The organism is Streptomyces sp. NPDC003034 (assembly GCF_053591375.1).
Genome location: NZ_JBSFTS010000029.1, coordinates 53,667 through 70,921 on the forward strand (window position 1 = coordinate 53,667; position 17,255 = coordinate 70,921).

13 protein-coding genes and 1 tRNA gene are annotated in these 17,255 nt (G+C 72.1%); 6 read left to right on the plus strand and 8 right to left on the minus strand.

Annotation, left to right across the window (positions count from 1 at the left end):
• Positions 1-12 precede the first annotated feature (12 nt).
• The 5 genes from ACWDX7_RS24465 to ACWDX7_RS24485 all read right to left on the minus strand — a co-directional run bounded on the left by ACWDX7_RS24465 (position 13) and on the right by ACWDX7_RS24485 (position 7,360).
• Positions 13-1,389 (minus strand): formimidoylglutamate deiminase, encoded by a 1,377-nt coding sequence (locus tag ACWDX7_RS24465; RefSeq protein WP_451492592.1) that lies wholly within the window; start codon positions 1,387-1,389, stop codon positions 13-15.
• A complete protein-coding gene (locus ACWDX7_RS24470; RefSeq protein ID WP_451492602.1) occupies positions 1,380-2,570 on the minus strand; it encodes an allantoate amidohydrolase in 1,191 nt (396 codons plus the stop codon). Before ACWDX7_RS24470 ends, ACWDX7_RS24465 begins: the two co-directional genes overlap by 10 nt.
• 77 nt (positions 2,571-2,647) lie before the next feature.
• Entirely contained in the window at positions 2,648-4,312 is a 1,665-nt protein-coding gene (gene hutU / locus ACWDX7_RS24475) for a urocanate hydratase (protein WP_451492593.1), read from the minus strand.
• 153 nt (positions 4,313-4,465) lie between these two features.
• Positions 4,466-5,308: a MurR/RpiR family transcriptional regulator gene (locus ACWDX7_RS24480; RefSeq protein WP_451492594.1), complete on the minus strand. Its 843-nt coding sequence runs from the start codon at positions 5,306-5,308 to the stop codon at positions 4,466-4,468.
• Between the two features lie 666 nt (positions 5,309-5,974).
• Positions 5,975-7,360, minus strand: coding sequence for a cystathionine beta-synthase (locus ACWDX7_RS24485; RefSeq protein WP_451492603.1), 1,386 nt, complete (start codon positions 7,358-7,360; stop codon positions 5,975-5,977).
• Positions 7,361-7,496: 136 nt separating this feature from the next.
• Between ACWDX7_RS24485 and ACWDX7_RS24490 the strand changes: the two genes are divergently transcribed.
• The 3 genes from ACWDX7_RS24490 (at position 7,497) to ACWDX7_RS24500 (ending at position 11,183) form a co-directional block, all read left to right on the plus strand.
• Positions 7,497-8,558, plus strand: a complete 1,062-nt coding sequence (locus ACWDX7_RS24490; RefSeq protein ID WP_451492595.1) for an SGNH/GDSL hydrolase family protein — start codon at positions 7,497-7,499, stop codon at positions 8,556-8,558.
• A gap of 265 nt (positions 8,559-8,823) precedes the next feature.
• Positions 8,824-10,044 carry an acetyl-CoA C-acetyltransferase gene (locus ACWDX7_RS24495; protein WP_451492596.1) on the plus strand — a complete coding sequence of 407 codons (1,221 nt, stop codon included), beginning with the start codon at positions 8,824-8,826 and terminating at the stop codon, positions 10,042-10,044.
• 332 nt (positions 10,045-10,376) lie between these two features.
• Positions 10,377-11,183: a hypothetical protein gene (locus ACWDX7_RS24500; RefSeq protein ID WP_451492604.1), complete on the plus strand. Its 807-nt coding sequence runs from the start codon at positions 10,377-10,379 to the stop codon at positions 11,181-11,183.
• On the opposite strand, the gene ACWDX7_RS24505 is transcribed toward ACWDX7_RS24500, so the two are convergent.
• Positions 11,167-11,559 carry a hypothetical protein gene (locus tag ACWDX7_RS24505; protein ID WP_451492597.1) on the minus strand — a complete coding sequence of 131 codons (393 nt, stop codon included), beginning with the start codon at positions 11,557-11,559 and terminating at the stop codon, positions 11,167-11,169. The genes ACWDX7_RS24500 and ACWDX7_RS24505 overlap by 17 nt on opposite strands.
• Positions 11,560-11,665: 106 nt before the next feature.
• On the opposite strand from ACWDX7_RS24505, the gene ACWDX7_RS24510 reads away from it, so the two are divergent.
• Entirely contained in the window at positions 11,666-11,896 is a 231-nt protein-coding gene (locus ACWDX7_RS24510) for a DUF4287 domain-containing protein (RefSeq protein ID WP_451492598.1), read from the plus strand.
• A 184-nt stretch (positions 11,897-12,080) separates the two neighbouring features.
• Here ACWDX7_RS24510 and ACWDX7_RS24515 read toward each other — a convergent pair whose 3' ends face one another.
• Together ACWDX7_RS24515 and ACWDX7_RS24520 are read right to left on the minus strand one after the other, a co-directional pair.
• Positions 12,081-12,938 carry a Bax inhibitor-1/YccA family protein gene (locus ACWDX7_RS24515; RefSeq protein ID WP_451492599.1) on the minus strand — a complete coding sequence of 286 codons (858 nt, stop codon included), beginning with the start codon at positions 12,936-12,938 and terminating at the stop codon, positions 12,081-12,083.
• A 146-nt stretch (positions 12,939-13,084) separates the two neighbouring features.
• Positions 13,085-13,166 (minus strand) — tRNA-Leu (locus tag ACWDX7_RS24520).
• Between the two features lie 439 nt (positions 13,167-13,605).
• Between ACWDX7_RS24520 and ACWDX7_RS24525 the strand changes: the two genes are divergently transcribed.
• Both ACWDX7_RS24525 and ACWDX7_RS24530 read left to right on the plus strand, forming a co-directional pair.
• Entirely contained in the window at positions 13,606-14,370 is a 765-nt protein-coding gene (locus ACWDX7_RS24525) for an ABC transporter ATP-binding protein (RefSeq protein ID WP_451492605.1), read from the plus strand.
• Between the two features lie 167 nt (positions 14,371-14,537).
• On the plus strand, positions 14,538-17,090 hold the full coding sequence (locus ACWDX7_RS24530) for an ABC transporter permease (protein ID WP_451492600.1): 2,553 nt from the start codon (positions 14,538-14,540) through the stop codon (positions 17,088-17,090).
• Positions 17,091-17,255 lie beyond the last annotated feature (165 nt).

Below are 17,255 nucleotides of genomic sequence, written 5' to 3' on the forward strand. Positions count from 1 at the left end.
CCTTCGACCACGTCAGCCGCGTACGGCTGCGATGGATTCGGCCAGGGCCGCGGGGACGTCCGGGACCAGGGTGTGGGCCCCGTCGCGGACGATGTGGCGACCGCCCACGACCGTATGGCGTACGTCCGCCGCGGAGGCGGCGAATACGGCGGTCTCCGCGCCCAGCCGGGGCAGCGGGCCCGCGGTCCTGACGGAGTCCAGGGCGATCGTGGTGAAGTCCGCCGGCGCGCCGGGCTCCAGGCGGCCCGCATCGGGCCGGCCGAGGGCCGCGTGGCCGCCGGTGGTGGCGGCGGCCAGCAGTGTGTTCGCCGTCCAGTGGCCCCGGGTGCGGCTGCGCAGGCGCTCGTTGAGCTCCATCGCGCGGGCCTCCTCGAACAGGTCGATCACGGCGTGGCTGTCGCTGCCGAGGGAGAGCGGGCTGCCCGCGTCCTGGAGGCGGGTCGCCGGGCCGATGCCGTCGGCGAGGTCGCGTTCGGTGGTGGGGCACATGCAGGTGCCGGTGGCGGTGGCGCCGATCAGGGCGATGTCGGCGTCGGTGAGGTGCGTGTTGTGGACGCCGGTGGTGTGCGGGCCGAGCACGCCGTGGTCGGCGAGGAGCTGGGCGGGGGTGCGGCCGTGGGCGGCGCGGCAGGCGTCGTTCTCGGCGGTCTGCTCGGAGAGGTGGACGTGCAGGGGGACCCCGCGTTCCTGCGCCCAGCGGGCCACGGTGGCGAGCTGGCCCGCGGGCACGGCGCGGACCGAGTGGATCGCGGCGCCGATCAGGGCGTGCTCGCGGGGCCGCAGGGCGCTCGCGCGCTCGGCCCAGGCGTCGGCGGTGCCGTCGGAGAAGCGCAGCTGGTGCGGGTTCGGGGCCTCGCCCCGGTGCTCGTCCACGATGCCCGCGGCGAGGTAGGCCGTGTCCAGCAGGGTGATGCGGATGCCGGCCGCGGCGGCCGCCTCGATCAGCGCCTCACCCATGGCGTTCGGATCGGCGTAGGGGGTCCCGCCGGGGGCGTGGTGGACGTAGTGGAACTCGCCGACGCCGGTGATGCCGGCCAGCGCCATTTCCGCGTAGACGGCCCGGGCGAGCGCGAAGTAGCTGTCGGGGGTCAGGTTCTGGGCGACCTGGTACATGACGTCGCGCCAGGTCCAGAAGGTCCCGGAGCCGACCTGGACGGTGGAGCGCAGGGCCCGGTGGAAGGCGTGGCTGTGCGCGTTGGCCATCCCCGGCAGGGTCAGGCCGCGCAGGACCTCCGCGCCGGGCGGCGGCGTCGCCGTCCCCGTGCTCAGGGAGGCGATCCGGCCGTCGCCCGAGACGGCCAGGGCGACGCCCGGCTCGACACGGGTGCCGAGCCAGGCGTGCTCCAGCCAGTACGTCTTCTGCGCCTGGTGCGCGGCGGTCAGCGGCACGCGAGACCTTCCAGTACGTCGGCGAGGGCGAGGACACCGGCCACGCAGTCGTCCTCGGCGGCGAATTCCCGCGGGGAGTGGGAGACGCCGGTGGGGTTGCGCACGAACAGCATCGCGGTCGGGACGGAGGCGGAGAGGATGCCGGCGTCGTGTCCCGCTCCGGTCCCGAGGACGGGCACGGCGCCGCCCAGGATCCGGTTCAGCTCGTCGCGCAGGGCGTGCTCGAATTCGACCACCGGGGTGAAGGACTCCCGGACGATCGCCAGGTCGACGCCGTCCCGGTCGGCGCGCTCGCGGGCGGCCTTCTCGATGGCGGTGACGACGGTGTCGAGGGTGGCCTGGTCGGCGGCGCGCGAGTCGAGCCAGCCGCGCACCAGCGAGGGGATCGCGTTGACGCCGTTGGGCTCCACCGCGATCTTCCCGAAGGTGGCGACGGCTCCCGCCAGGGCCGCCTCGGCGCGGGCGGCCAGCACGGTCTGCGCGAAGGTCAGCATCGGGTCGCGGCGGTCCGCGAGGCGGGTGGTGCCCGCGTGGTTGGCCTCGCCGTGGAAGTCGAACCGCCAGCGGCCGTGCGGCCAGATCGCGGAGGCGATGCCGATGGGGTCCCCCGACAGGTCGAGGGCCCGGCCCTGCTCCACGTGCAGTTCGACGAAGGCGCCGATCCGGGCGAGGCGTTCGGAGTCGGGCCCGATGGCGTCGGGATCGTATCCGGCGGCCTCCATGGCCTGGGGCAGGCGGATGCCGTCGGCGTCGCGCAGTTCGTACGCCTTCTCCTTGGTCAGCTGCCCGGCGGCCAGCCGGGAGCCGACGCAGGCCAGGCCGAAGCGGGCCCCTTCCTCGTCTCCAAAGTTGGTGATGGCCAGGGGACGGGCGAACTCCGCACCCCTGCGGCGGAGTTCGTCCAGGGCCGCGAAGGAGGACACCACCCCGAGGGGGCCGTCGAAGGCCCCGCCGTCGGGTACGGAGTCCAGGTGGGAGCCGGTGACCACGGCGTCGCCCGCGAGGGGGTCGCCGAGCCAGGCCCACTGGTTGCCGTTGCGGTCGGTCTCGTACGCGAGCCCGCGCGCCCGCGCCTGCTCCTGGAACCAGGTGCGGCAGTCGGCGTCGGCGCCGGTCCAGGCGTACCGCCGGTATCCGCCGGAGCCGGCGTCGCGGCCGATCCGCGCGAGCTCGTCCCACATCGCGTGGAAGGAGCCGCCGGAGGCGGGGCGGTCCGGGGGCCCCGGCAGCGGGGTCGCGGCCGGGGAGGGGGCGTCGTTCACGAGGGGTCACCCTCGCGCATCGGGATGCGGACGCCTCGCTCGTCCGCCACCGACTCGGCGATGTCGTAGCCGGCGTCGACGTGGCGGATGACGCCCATGCCCGGGTCGTTGGTGAGGACGCGGCGGATCTTCTCCCCCGCGAGGGGCGTGCCGTCGGCGACGGTGACCTGGCCCGCGTGGATGGACCGGCCCATGCCCACGCCGCCGCCGTGGTGGAGGGAGACCCAGGAGGCGCCGGAGGCGACGTTGACCATGGCGTTGAGCAGCGGCCAGTCGGCGATGGCGTCGGAGCCGTCGAGCATGGCCTCGGTCTCGCGGTACGGGGAGGCCACCGAGCCGCAGTCGAGGTGGTCGCGGCCGATGACCAGCGGCGCGGCCAGTTCACCGCTCGCGACCATGTCGTTGAAGCGCTCGCCGGCCTTGTCGCGTTCGCCGTAGCCGAGCCAGCAGATGCGCGCGGGCAGGCCCTGGAAGTGGACGCGCTCACCCGCCATCTTGATCCAGCGGTGGAGGGACTCGTTCTGCGGGAAGAGGTCGAGCATCGCCCGGTCGGTCTTGTGGATGTCGGACGCCTCGCCGGACAGGGCCGCCCAGCGGAAGGGGCCCTTGCCCTCGCAGAACAGCGGCCGGATGTAGGCGGGGACGAAGCCGGGGAAGGCGAAGGCCCGGTCGTAGCCCGCCAGCTGGGCTTCGCCGCGGATGGAGTTGCCGTAGTCGAAGACCTCGGCGCCGGCGTCCATGAAGCCGACCATGGCTTCGACGTGGCGGGCCATGGACTCGCGGGCGCGGGTGGTGAAGCCCGCCGGGTCCTTGGCGGCGTAGGAGGCCATGTCGTCGAAGTCGACGCCGGTCGGCAGGTAGGCGAGCGGGTCGTGCGCGGAGGTCTGGTCCGTCACGATGTCGATCGGCGCGCCCTCGGCGAGCATCTGCGGGAGCAGGTCGGCGGCGTTGCCGAGCAGGCCGATGGAGAGCGGCTTGCGGGCATCGCGCGCCTCGACGGCCAGCTGGAGCGCGTGCCGCAGGCTGTCCGCCTTGACGTCCAGGTAGCGGTGCTCGATGCGGCGGTCGATGGCGCGGGGGTCGACGTCGATGCAGATGGCGACGCCGTCGTTCATCGTGACGGCGAGCGGCTGGGCGCCGCCCATGCCGCCGAGGCCGGCCGTCAGGGTGATCGTCCCGGCCAGGGTGCCGCCGAACTTCTTGGCGGCGACGGCCGCGAAGGTCTCGTACGTGCCCTGCAGGATGCCCTGGGTGCCGATGTAGATCCAGGACCCGGCGGTCATCTGGCCGTACATGGTGAGACCGAGGGCCTCCAGCCGGCGGAACTCCTCCCAGTTCGCCCAGTCGCCGACGAGGTTGGAGTTGGCCAGCAGGACGCGCGGCGCCCATTCGTGGGTCTGCATCACGCCGACCGGGCGGCCGGACTGGACGAGCATCGTCTCGTCCTGCTTGAGGGTCTGGAGGGTGCGGACCATCGCGTCGTAGGAGCGCCAGTCGCGTGCGGCCTTGCCGGTGCCGCCGTAGACGACGAGCTTGTCGGGGTGCTCGGCGACCTCGGGGTCGAGGTTGTTCTGGAGCATCCGCAGCGCGGCCTCCTGCTGCCATCCCAGGGTGCTGAGTGCGGTACCGCGCGAGGCCCGTACGGGGCGAGGTCCTGACATGGCTTTGCCTCCTCCGATGTTGGTCGATCCATTCACATCCTCGCTCTATGAATAGATTCAGTCAACAGCTGCACGCACGGCTCCCCGGGCGGCGCGGTAGGCGGACGGCGCGGTAGGCGGGCGGCGCGGCCGTCGCTGAGGACGGGCGCGCGGTTACTCGACGAAGAGCCCCCGCGCCGCCGCCCGCGCGTCGAACGCCTCCAGCCGCGCCTGCGCGTCCGGCAGCGCGTCCGCCATCGCCTCCAGCAGCACCCGGCCCAGCAGCATCGGCGCACACGCCGTGTCGAAGGCCAGCCCCGTCCCGACCGGCGCCGGAATCAGCAGGTCGCTGTGGCGGGCCACCGGGGCGAAGGCGGAGTCGGCGACCGTCACCACGGTCAGGCCGGCCCCCCGGGCGTTCTCCAGCGCCTCCACGACCTCCCGGGGATGGCGGGGCAGCGCGAAGCAGAGCAGCGCCGAGGCCCCGGCCCCGGCCGCCGCGTCGATCCGGTCGGCGAGCATCGAACCGCCCTCGTCCAGGAGCCGTACGTCCGGGTGCACCTTGGCGGCGAAGTACGCGAACCCGCGCGCCTGTGAGGAAGCCGCCCGCAGCCCGAGCACCGGCAGCGGGGCCGAGGCGGCGAGCAGCCGCCCCGCCTCCCGCACGGGCGCGGGATCGGCCAGCATCGCCGCCAGCCGCCGCAGGTTCTCGATCTCGCCCTGGACGGCCTGCTGGTACTCGTTGTACGCGTCCCCCTGCTCGCCGCCCGCCCCTTCGGCGGGAGCCACCTCGCGCAGGTGCCGCCGCAGGGCGGGATACCCGTCGAAGCCCAGCGCCACCGCGAACCGGGTCACCGAGGGCTGGCTCACGCCGGCCAGCTCGGCGAGCTCCACGCTCGACAGGAAGGGCACCTCCGCGGCCCCGCGCACCATGCAGTGCGCGATCCGCCGCTGGGTCGGCGTCAGCCGGTGCCCCTCGAACAGCTTCTGCAGCCGCGCGGCCGGGCTGTCGCTCATGCCCATCCCCTCCGTTCACCTGAACTATTCAGTCACGGAGCACTCTGCATGCGGCTATGCAGCTCGGCAAGCCACGGCCGCTCCGCGAGACGCGGGCCCGGAGCCGGGGCCCGGACAGGGGGCTAGGGCGTGTCTTTCGGATCTTGTCGGCCGAGCCCGCGTTGTCCGGCGCCTTGCATCGCAAGGCGGAGGAGCTTCCTCGTACTGGACGTACTTGGTCCCCGGCCGCGGCCAGGCCGGCAGAGGACAGGCGCGGGGAGGCGGCGCACCCCGGTTACTCAGGAGTGGCACACGGCACGACCGCGCCCGCGGAGGGATATGCGCGGGGACCGCCGCACCCCGGTTGCCCGGGGGCGGGACGACGGCGGTCCCCGCGTCGGGACACGGGCCGGGTCAGGGCCGTCCGCGTCCGCGACGTCCACGCGGTCCGGGAGCCGCTCCGGAATGCGCAACGCCGTTCCTGGCGCCGGCCGGATGCCCGGTCTCCCGGCCCTCCCGGCGACGGCGTTCGTGGCGCCGGCCGGGTGTCCGGTTTCCCGGGGCTCCCTGCCGACGACCACCACTGTGCCGGAGGCGTGTTAAGCCGGTACTGCCGTCACGTGTCGGGCCCGTACCGTTTGCGCGACGGCCGGACCACGGCCGCGCCGACCGGTGACTTCCCTCGCGTTACTTCCCCTCGCGCGCCAGGAACGCCAGCAGGTCCTGACGGCTGACCACGCCGGTCGGCTTGCCCTCGACCAGGACGATCGCCGCGTCGGCCTCCCCGAGCACCGCCATCAGCTCGGACACCGGCTCCCCGGAGCCGACCTGCGGCAGCGGCGCGCTCATGTGCTTCTCCAGCGGGTCCCCCAGCGAGGCCCGCTGCGCGAACAGCGCCGACAGCAGTTCCTTCTCCACGACCGAGCCGATCACCTCGGCGGCCATCACGTCCGGGTGGCCGGCGCCCGGCTTGACGATCGGCATCTGGGAGACGCCGTACTCGCGCAGGACCTCGATCGCCTCGCCGACGGTCTCCTCGGGGTGCATGTGGACGAGGGACGGCATCGCGCCGGCCTTGTCCGCGAGCACGTCGCCGATGCGGGCGGCGGGGCCCGCCTCCTCCAGGAAGCCGTGCCCGGCCATCCACTCGTCGCTGAAGATCTTGCTCATGTAGCCGCGGCCGCTGTCGGGCAGCAGGACGACGACCACGTCGTCCGGGCCCAGGCCCTCGGCCGCGCGCAGGGCGGCGACGACCGCCATGCCGCAGGAGCCGCCGACGAGCAGGCCCTCTTCCTTCGCCAGGCGGCGGGTCATCTGGAAGGAGTCCTTGTCGGACACCGCGATGATCTCGTCGGTCACGTCGCGGTCGTAGGCGCTCGGCCAGAAGTCCTCGCCGACGCCCTCGACCAGGTACGGGCGGCCGGAACCGCCGGAGTACACCGAGCCCTCGGGGTCGGCGCCGATGACCTTGACCTTGCCGCCGGAGACCTCCTTGAGGTAGCGGCCGGTGCCGGAGATCGTGCCGCCCGTGCCGACGCCCGCGACGAAGTGGGTGATCTTCCCTTCCGTCTGCTGCCACAGCTCGGGACCGGTGGTCTCGTAGTGCGAACGGGGGTTGTTCGGGTTGCTGTACTGGTCCGGCTTCCAGGCGCCCGGCGTCTCGCGCACGAGGCGGTCCGAGACGTTGTAGTACGAGTCCGGGTGGTCGGGGTCGACGGCGGTCGGGCAGACCACGACGTCGGCTCCGTACGCCCGCAGCACGTTGATCTTGTCCAGGGACACCTTGTCAGGGCAGACGAAAATGCACTTGTAGCCCTTCTGCTGGGCCACGATGGCGAGTCCTACCCCGGTATTGCCGCTCGTCGGCTCCACGATGGTTCCGCCGGGCTTGAGGGCTCCGCTCTGCTCGGCGGCCTCGATCATCCGTACGGCGATGCGGTCCTTGACGGACCCACCGGGATTGAAGTACTCGACCTTGGCCAGCACGGTGGCCTGAAGGCCTTCGGTCACACGGTTGAGCTTCACCAGCGGGGTGTTGCCGACGAGGCTGATCATCGAGTCGTGGAATTGCACCATGTTCTCCAAGGAGGGGACTCCACGGGTTCTCCGGGAGGTCTGGCCAGGGTATGCGGAAAGGGATTGACCGACCGGCCGTACGGGGCAGGTAGGTCAACAAAGGCCCAGTCGAAGAAGCGAGGTGGCCTGAAGGGTGTCCAGGGCGAGAACGGCCCGCCGGATCGCGGCGGGGGCGGCGTACGGCGGGGGCGGGCTCGGGCTGGTCGGGGCCGCCACGGTCGGTGTGGTACTGGCGGAGATGCAGTTCGCCAAGCGTACGGTGGGCACCGGCCTGCCCGACCCGCCGCGGGCGGACGGGCTGTACGGGAGCGAGTTCTCCGGGCCGGAGCAGAGCCCCGGCCCGCTGCGGCTGGGCATGCTCGGCGACTCCACGGCCGCGGGTCTCGGCGTACGGCGGGCGCGGCAGACGCCGGCCGCCCTGCTGGCCTCCGGGCTGGCCGCGGTGGCCGAGCGGCCGGTCGTACTGCGCAACGTGGCCCTGTCGGGGGCCATGTCGGACGACCTGGACCGGCAGGTGGGGCTGCTGATCGACGGTGCTGCCGGGAATGACGCGCCACCGCCCGACGTCTGCGTGATCATGATCGGCGCCAATGACGTGACGCGCCGGATGCCGCCGACCCAGTCGGTGCGGTTGCTGACCGCGGCCGTACGGCGGCTGCGCCTCGCGGGCTCCGAGGTCGTCGTGGGCACCTGCCCCGACCTGGGCACCATCGAGCCGGTGTACCAGCCGCTGCGCTGGATGGCCCGGCGGGTCTCGCGCCAGCTGGCCGCCGCCCAGACCATAGGAGTGGTCGCGCTGGGCGCCCGTACGGTCTCGATGGGGGACCTGCTGGGCCCCGAGTTCGCCGCGAACCCCCGTGAGATGTTCGGCCCGGACTCCTACCACCCCTCCGCGGAGGGGTACGCCACCGCCGCCATGGCCGTGCTGCCGACCCTGTGCGCGGCGCTCGGGCTGTGGCCGGAGTCCGACCGCCTGGACGTCTCCCGGGACGAGGACATGCTCCCCGTGGCCAAGGCCGCGTCCGCCGCGGCGGGCCAGGCCGGTACGGAGGTCACCGCTGCCCGTGGCCCCTGGGCCCTGCTCAAGCACCGCCGGCGCCGCCGGGTCCCGGCCACGGATCCGGACCCGGCGCACGTGCCGGCGGGCGCCCCGGCCGAGGCACCCGCGGCCTCTCCGGAGGCCCCCGTGCCGTGAGCCCGTGTCGTGAGCCCGTGTCGTGAGCCCGTGCCCTCACCCCGTGTCCGGAGCGCCCTGGCGCGGGCAGGGAGACGAGCGCTCCGGACGCGGGCACGGACCGGCGTCCCGGACCCGGGCCGCGGAGCGGGCGCCCAGTGCGGTCCGCATCACACGCCCCGGCCGGTGACCTCGACCCTACGGGGCGGTAACTTCGCTTGCGGTCCCGGTACGACGACCACCGCGCCACCGCAGCCGCAACCGCAACGCACCCCTGGGAGTCCCGATGCCCGAAGCCGTCATCGTTTCCACCGCCCGCTCGCCCATCGGGCGCGCCTTCAAGGGCTCCCTCAAGGACGTCCGCCCCGACGACCTGACCGCCACGGTCATCGAGGCCGCGCTCGCGAAGATCCCCGGGCTGGACCCGCGTGAGATCGACGACCTGATGCTCGGCTGCGGCCTGCCGGGTGGCGAGCAGGGCCACAACCTCGGCCGCATCGTCGCCGTACAGATGGGCATGGACCACCTGCCGGGCTGCACGATCACCCGGTACTGCTCCTCCTCGCTCCAGACCTCCCGCATGGCGCTGCACGCCATCAAGGCCGGCGAGGGCGACGTCTTCATCTCCGCCGGCGTCGAGATGGTCTCCCGCTCCGTGAAAGGCTCCTCCGACGGCCTGCCGGACACCCACAACCCGCTCTTCGCCGACGCGGAGGCCCGTACGGCCGCCGTCGCCCAGAGCGAGGGCGCGTCCTGGCACGACCCGCGCGAGGACGGCCTGATCCCCGACGCGTACATCGCGATGGGCCAGACCGCCGAGAACCTGGCCCGCCTCAAGGGCGTGACGCGTCAGGAGATGGACGAGTTCGGCGTCCGCTCGCAGAACCTCGCGGAAGAGGCCGTCAAGAACGGCTTCTGGGCCCGCGAGATCACTCCGGTCACCACCCCGGACGGCACGGTCGTCTCCACCGACGACGGCCCGCGCGCCGGCGTGACCCTGGAGGGCGTCCAGGGCCTCAAGCCCGTCTTCCGCCCCGACGGCCTGGTCACGGCCGCCAACTGCTGCCCGCTCAACGACGGCGCCGCGGCGCTGGTCATCATGAGCGACACCAAGGCCCGCGACCTGGGCCTGACCCCGCTGGCCCGGATCGTGTCCACCGGTGTCACCGGCCTCTCCCCCGAGATCATGGGCCTGGGCCCGGTCGAGGCCTCCCGGCAGGCGCTGCGGCGGGCCGGCCTGACCATCGACGACATCGACCTGGTCGAGATCAACGAGGCCTTCGCCGCCCAGGTGATCCCCTCGTACCGCGACCTCGGTGTGGACCTGGACAAGCTGAACGTCAACGGCGGGGCCATCGCAGTCGGTCACCCCTTCGGGATGACCGGTGCCCGTATCACCGGCACGCTGATCAACAGCCTGCAGTTCCACGACAAGCAGTTCGGCCTCGAAACGATGTGCGTGGGCGGCGGCCAGGGCATGGCCATGGTCATCGAGCGCCTGAGCTGAGCCCCGGCCCTGAGCGGGGCCCGAACCGCGCCCCGTCGCGCTCCGGCGTGCGCCGCCCCAGGCCCCCCAAGGGATCCGGCGCGTGCCCCGCGGCCCGCGCCACCGGATTCAACCGCGTCGCGGCCGACCTGTGACCTAATCTCCCCCAGGATGTGACCTACGTCCTGGGGGAGTGTCATATGACCAGGTCAGAGGGTGTAAAGAGGGAACCGGTGTGACGAAAGGCCTGTCCAATTCGTGACGTAATGCACTGCACGCCATTCCCAGGTCAGGACACTCTGATGTAGGAAGTCGGGGGACCGAATCACATCAGGAGTTAGTCAGTGAGCGCCATGTCTCTTGCCCTGCTGCTGACCACGGCCGCTGCCACGGCCGTGGGCGCTGCTGCGCTGCACGCCGTCCACGGACTGCGCAAGCAGGTCACGGCCCTGCGCGGTGAGCTCGCGGAGCCGGTCCACCGGCGCGGTGCGGCCGTCCCGCACGCCCGCAGCGCCGCGGAATCCCCCGCCTCGGAGATACGAGCCGCGGTGGCCGAAGCCCTGGCCGAGGAGCGCGAGCGCGAGCTGGCCGAAGCGCGGGCCTTCTGGGCCGCGCAGGAGGCCCGCGACGCCGCCGACGCCCCCTCGCTGCTGGGCGGCCTGCCCGGCCCCGGCGAGGACAGCCCCGTCTTCCTGCCCCGGCAGGCCGACATGGTGGGTCTGGAGCCCGCTCTCGGCGAGGACCTCCTCGACGAGTACCCGGAGGACTCCGCCGAGCTGGCCGCCGCCCGCCGGCGCCACCCCTCGCACCCGGACTTCGTACCGGTCCAGGCCTCGCACCACGGAGCCGACCACGAGCGCACGGTGAGCCGCCTGGAGGAGCTCGCGCAGGCCCGTACGGCCCTCGCGGACGTCCGCCCCGGCCCGCTGGGCACGCTGGACGTGTACGTCTTCACCGACGGCACCACGCTGTGCATGACCCCCGGCCACCGGGAGACCGCGGAGCGTCTGGCCGAGGCCCTGCGCTCGGGGACCGCGCCGGTGCTGCTGGGCGGCTCGGGCATCTCCGGCGCCTACGCGCTGACCTTCTCCTGCGGCAACGCCGAGGACCCCGACGGCAACGTCTACATCCTCGCGGACCGGGTCATCGCATCGCTCTGACTTCCGCCCGTTCCACCAGCCGCACGGCCTCGTCCAGCATCTCGGACGGGGCCTGCGCGCTGTCGGGGCCCGGCTGCGGGTCCGCTGCCGGGTGCGCTGCCGGGTCCGCCTGCTGTAGACCGGCGGCGGCGGTGCGCAGCGCCTCGGCGAGGTCCAGCCCCGCCACCGCGACTTGGTCGCCGACGACGAAGATCCCGGCGTCCGGCATCTCACGGAGCCGGCTCGCCCCCTCCAGCCGCTGCGCCCGTACGGAGAGCTCGCGCGCCAGTTCCAGGGCCACGGCGGCGGCCCCCTGCTGGAGCCGGCTCTGCGGAGCGGCCCGCAGCCGGTCGGCGAACCGTTCCACGACGGCGGTCAGGGGTGAGGTATCGAGCACGCGGCCGACCTTACGCGGGGCGCGGGCACCATTGCCAACGGGCGAACGCTCAGGCACGGTGTCGTGAAGAGAACAGCACAGCACGGCGATACCTCCGGAGGCGCCCATGTCCGTAGAGTTCTCCGAGCAGACCCACCGCAACATGATCGACAGAATCCCGCAGACCACCGGTCGTGAGCTCTCCGACTGGCTCCGCACCGTCGACGACGGCCCGTCCCTGGTCCGGTTCGAGGAGAAGGTCAGCTGGCTGCGCGGCGCGCACGAACTGTCGTACGGCCAGGCGAAGGCCATCATCCACGAGTACGACCTGCGCAGAGCGGCCCGCCGGCTGCGCTGACCGTCCGCCCCGCACCCCGACCCCAGTCGGCCCCCTCCCCTCTTACTCTCCCTCTCACCTCTCCCTCTTCACCTCTCCCTCTTCACCTTCCTCCGTCCGCATGCGGGAAGGCCCCGCGAGCGGTGCGCTCGCGGGGCCTTCCCCATGCTGTGGACCGGGCAGCCGTCAGCGGCCGCCGGTCCTGCTAGTCGTCGCCCGAAAGGATCGAGAACAGGCGCAGCATCTCCAGGTAGATCCACACCAGGGTCAGGGTGAGGCCGAAGGCCGCCAGCCAGGACTCCTCGCGCGGAGCGCCGTACGCCACGCCGTCCTCGACCTGCTTGAAGTCGAGGGCCAGGAAGCAGGCGCCGAGGATGACACCGATGACGCCGAACAGGATGCCGAGGCCACCGCTGCGGAAGCCGAGGCCGTCACCACCGCCGAAGAGCGCGAACAGCGAGTTCGCGACCATGAGCAGGATGAAGCCCATGGCAGCGGCCATCACGAAGCCCGTGAAGCGGCGGTTCACGCGGATCCAGCGCATCTTGTACGCGAAGAGCACGGCGGCGAAGACGCACATCGTGCCCATCACGGCCTGGATGACCACGCCGGGGCTGATGTAGGTGCTGGTGGCCGAGCTGATCACGCCGAGGAAGACACCCTCGATCGCCGCGTAGCTCAGGATCAGCGCCGGGGACGGCTTGCGCTTGAACGACTGCACCATCGCCAGGACGAACGCCACGAGGGCGGCGCCGATGGCGATGCCGTACGACTTGCCGATGTTGGCCGGGTCGACGGGCAGCAGGACCCAGGACAGGGTCGCCGTCACGATGAGCGCGCCGAGCGTCATGGCCGTACGGCTCACGACGTCGTCGATGGTCATCGCCTGGGCGGCGGCCGGAGCCTGCGGCATGCCCGTGGTCGGGTCGATCGCATACGGGTTCGTCGCGTACGGGTTGGCGGCGGTCCCGGCCTGCTGGTGCTGCTGCGCGTCAAACCCCGCGTAGCCACCGTTGTCGCGGCTGAACCCCCGTCGCGAGAAGACCGGGTTACTGCTCCTCATCTCACTCCTCCATGGCCACCGGGCGCGGCCTTGACTCCAGAGTAATGCGCTCGCAAAGAAAGCACCCTACTGCTGGAGGAGGATCTTAGGAGAAGGCGCGGCGAAGCGCAGGGTATGAAGGAGCGAGCTTGGCCAGAGCTCCCCAGTGCCCGGAACCGGACTTGAACCGGTACGACCCGAAGGCCAGCGAGGTTTAAGCTCGCCGTGTCTGCATTCCACCATCCGGGCAGGCGTGGCGGCCCCCGTTGAAAAGCCTTGAACGCCGGGGCGAGCCTATCCGGAACAGCCTCGTGACCACTCGGCCGTTTTTCCGATGTTGTCTGATTTTATTGGCGCTTGAGGGGCCATCAGAGCCCAGAACTCAGGGTCGGCCCCATCTTGGCGGCCGTCACCTCCGGTACGGGAATGACGGGATTTCGATGGCCGCGCCACCCCCTACGCCACCCCGCACGCCACCCCCCGCCGCAGCACGCTGCCCGCCCCGCCCCGCCGCCCCCGCATCAGGGGCGGCGTCATACCAAAGGAGGAGGCGGGAGGCGCCGCGGTCAGACTCCAGTGGGCCGGGGAACGGTCACCGCGGCTGATCCCGGGCCGGGCGGGCGCGGCGAGGATGGAAGGGTCCCGCCGATCCGCAGACGCAAGCCGAGGAGTCGCTCCCGTGACCACCATGAACTACGCCCCGCACACCACCCAGGCCGTGGCCGCCCGCGCCACCGGCCTCTCCAAGGTGTACGGCCAGGGCGAGACCCAGGTGGTCGCCCTGGACAACGTCTCCGTGGACTTCGCCCAGGGGCAGTTCACCGCGATCATGGGCCCCTCGGGCTCCGGCAAGTCCACCCTGATGCACTGCGTCGCCGGTCTGGACACCTTCTCCGCCGGCTCCGTCCGCATCGGCGAGACCGAGCTGGGCTCCCTGAAGGACAAGCAGCTCACCCGGCTGCGCCGGGACAAGATCGGCTTCATCTTCCAGGCCTTCAACCTGCTGCCCACCCTGACGGCCCTGGAGAACATCACGCTCCCCATGGACATCGCGGGCCGCAAGCCCGACCAGCAGTGGCTCGACGACGTGATCCGGATGGTCGGGCTCTCCGACCGCCTAGGCCACCGCCCGACCCAGCTCTCCGGCGGCCAGCAGCAGCGCGTGGCCGTGGCCCGCGCCCTGGCCTCCCGTCCCGAGATCATCTTCGGCGACGAGCCCACCGGCAATCTCGACTCCCGCTCCGGCGCCGAAGTCCTCGGCTTCCTGCGCAATTCGGTGCGCGAGCTCGGCCAGACCGTCGTGATGGTCACCCACGACCCGGTCGCCGCCTCCTACGCGGACCGCGTCATATTCCTCGCCGACGGCCGGATCGTCGACGAGATGCTCAGCCCCACCGCCGAGGGCGTGCTGGACCGCATGAAGGCCTTCGACGCCAAGGGCCGCACCAGCTGAGACACCCGCTGGGCACCAGCCGAGGCCCCCACGGGGCATCCACTGAGGCGCCCCTGGCACCAGCCGAGGCAGCCGCCACGCCACCGCCGAGGCGGCCGCGCCTCCCGTCCGTCCTGCGCCCGTTCTCCGGTCGCGCCGAGCCACCCCGACCTCTGGACTCCTCCACCATGTTCCGTACCGCCCTGCGCAACGTCCTCGCGCACAAGGCCAGACTGCTGATGACGGTCCTGGCCGTCACCCTCGGCGTCGCCTTCGTCTCCGGCACCCTGGTCTTCACCGACACCCTCAGCAAGTCCCTCTCCAGCCAGTCCGCCAAGAGCTACGACGGCGTCGCCGTCTCCGTCACCTCGTACGGAGAGACCCGCGACGAGGACGGCAAGAAGCAGGGCGAGCCCGGCATCAGCCAGCAGACCCTCGACAAGGTCAAGGGCCTCGACGGCGTCGACACCGTCTCCGGCCGGGTCTCCGGCTTCGCCGGCGTCGGCGACGAGAACGGCAAGCTGATCGGCTCCGGCTGGGCCAACAAGGGCTCCAACTACGCCCCCGTCAAGGACGGCAAGGACCCCCGCTACGCCTTCACCGAAGGCGGCGGCCCGGTCCAGGCCGGCCAGATCGCCCTCGACAAGGACACCGCGACCAAGGGCGAGTACCAGGTCGGCGACCGGGTGCGGGTGGCCGGCGACGGCGGCCTGGCCAAGGAGTACAGCCTCGTCGGCGTCTTCACCACCGAGGACGGCGCGGTCAACGCGGGCGGCAGCCTCGTGCTCTTCGACACGGCCGTCGCCCAGGAGCTCTACCTCAAGCCGGGCTACTACCAGGAGCTCTCGGTCAGCGCCCGGTCGGGCACCTCCGCCGACCAGTTGCTCTCCCGGATCGAGCCGCTCGTCGACGGCGAGAACACCAAGGCGCAGACCGGCGCATCCCTCGCCCGGGAGCAGGCCAAGATGATCGAGCGCGAGATGAGCGGCATGAGCACCATGCTGCTCGTCTTCGCCGGCATCTCGCTCTTCGTCGGCATCTTCCTCATCTACAACACCTTCACCATGCTGGTCACCCAGCGCACCAAGGAACTGGCCCTGCTGCGCGCCGTCGGCGCCAACCGCGGCCAAGTCATGCGCTCGGTCCTCGCCGAGGCCCTGGTCGTCGGCGCGATCTCCGCGGCCGTCGGTCTGGGCACCGGCATCGGCCTCGCGGTCGGCATGCGGTCCCTGATGGACTCCCTCGGCGCGAAGATCCCGGCCGGTGACCTCGTCATCGCCCCCTCGACCGTCATCGCGGCCCTGGTCATCGGTGTCCTCGTCACGACGATGTCCGCCGTGGTGCCCGCCTGGCGCACCGGCCGGATCGCCCCGGTCGCCGCCATGGGCAGCGCCCACCTCCCGGCCAGCGCGAAGTCCCTCGTCCTGCGCAACAGCTTCGGCTCCGTCCTCGTCCTCCTCGGCGTCGCCGCGGTCCTCGCCGGGGTGTCCAAGGGCGGCGAGGACGGCCGCATGATCCTCGGCGCGGGCGCCTTCTTGCTGGTCATCGGCCTGATCGTGCTGCTCCCGCTGCTCTCCCGGCCGGTCATCGCGGCCGTCCGCCCGCCGCTGGCGCGGGTGTTCGGGGTGCCGGGCAAGCTGGCCGCGCAGAACGCGGTGCGCAACCCCCGTCGCACCGCCGTCACCGCCGCCTCCCTGGCCATCGGCCTCACCCTGGTCACCACGCTGTCCGTCCTCGGCATCACCATGGGCAAGGCCGTGGACCGGATGAGCACGGACAAGATCAAGGCCGACTACAAGATCTCCATGGCGGCCGGCGGCGGCAGCCTCGACAAGGCGGCGGTCGAGGCCCTGTCGAAGGCGCCGGGCATCAAGGCGGTCTCCCCGCAGACCGCCGGCGCCGTGAAGATCGGCGACGAGTTCAAGTCCACCTCCGGTGTCAACCCGGCCACCATCGGCGACCTGCTCAACGTGGAGGTCCTCAGCGGCTCGCTGAGCAGCCTGGGCGGCGGCGAGCTCGCCGTCGCCGAGAAGACCGCGCGGAACAACGGCCTCTCGGTCGGCTCCACCGTCCAGGTCCAGTACGACGACGGCGCCACCGCCTCCCTGAAGGTCGGCGCCGTCTACAAGGACCTCGAAGGCCTGCTCTCGCCCTACGTCATGGACGACAAGGTCCTGAGCGCCCACTCCGAAGACCCGTACATCCCCGAGGCGTACGTCAACACCGGTGGCGAGTCGAAGGCGGGCGAGAAGGCGGTCCTCGACGCGCTCGGCAACAACCCGGCGATCAGCATCGCCACCCGGCAGGACATGCGCAACGAGATGGGCGGCATGATCAACATGGCGCTGAACATCATGTACGGGCTGCTCGGCATGGCCCTGATCATCTCGGTGCTCGGTGTGGTCAACACCCTGGCGATGTCCGTCTTCGAGCGGACCCAGGAGATCGGGATGCTGCGCGCGATCGGCCTCGACCGGGGCCGGGTCAAGAACATGATCCGCCTGGAGGCCGTGGTCATCTCGCTGTTCGGCGCGGTGCTCGGCGTCGCCGTGGGCGTCTTCCTCGCCTGGGCGGTCGGGACCACTTTCGCCGACCAGGTGCCCGGCTACGCGCTGGTCCTCCCGTACGAGCGGATCGGCGTCTTCCTCCTGCTGGCCGCACTCGTCGGCGTGCTGGCCGCCATGTGGCCGGCCCGCAGCGCCGCCCGCCTGAACATGCTGACGGCCATCAAGACCGAGTGACCGCCGCGTCGGCGACGCGCGGAGCGGAACGGGACACGCGGTAACGCGATACGGAGGGGCCCCGGGGCAGCACCTTGGGTTCTAGGAGTCGTTGCAACATCCCAGTTCAGGGGATGCGATGGACTTCGAGATCCGTAGGGACCGGACGCCTCAGGGCCCTCGGAA

What these genes read in the sequence shown, in the direction of transcription:
- ACWDX7_RS24480 (WP_451492594.1), bottom strand. Translation starts at nt 5,308, where the DNA reads ATGAGCGACAGCCCGGCCGCGCGGCTGCAGAAGCTGTTCGAGGGGCAC.
- ACWDX7_RS24500 (WP_451492604.1), top strand. Translation starts at nt 10,377, where the DNA reads ATGTCTCTTGCCCTGCTGCTGACCACGGCCGCTGCCACGGCCGTGGGC.
- ACWDX7_RS24495 (WP_451492596.1), top strand. Translation starts at nt 8,824, where the DNA reads ATGCCCGAAGCCGTCATCGTTTCCACCGCCCGCTCGCCCATCGGGCGC.
- hutU (WP_451492593.1), bottom strand. Translation starts at nt 4,312, where the DNA reads ATGTCAGGACCTCGCCCCGTACGGGCCTCGCGCGGTACCGCACTCAGC.
- ACWDX7_RS24515 (WP_451492599.1), bottom strand. Translation starts at nt 12,938, where the DNA reads ATGAGGAGCAGTAACCCGGTCTTCTCGCGACGGGGGTTCAGCCGCGAC.
- ACWDX7_RS24530 (WP_451492600.1), top strand. Translation starts at nt 14,538, where the DNA reads ATGTTCCGTACCGCCCTGCGCAACGTCCTCGCGCACAAGGCCAGACTG.
- ACWDX7_RS24525 (WP_451492605.1), top strand. Translation starts at nt 13,606, where the DNA reads ATGAACTACGCCCCGCACACCACCCAGGCCGTGGCCGCCCGCGCCACC.
- ACWDX7_RS24470 (WP_451492602.1), bottom strand. Translation starts at nt 2,570, where the DNA reads ATGTGGGACGAGCTCGCGCGGATCGGCCGCGACGCCGGCTCCGGCGGA.
- ACWDX7_RS24510 (WP_451492598.1), top strand. Translation starts at nt 11,666, where the DNA reads ATGTCCGTAGAGTTCTCCGAGCAGACCCACCGCAACATGATCGACAGA.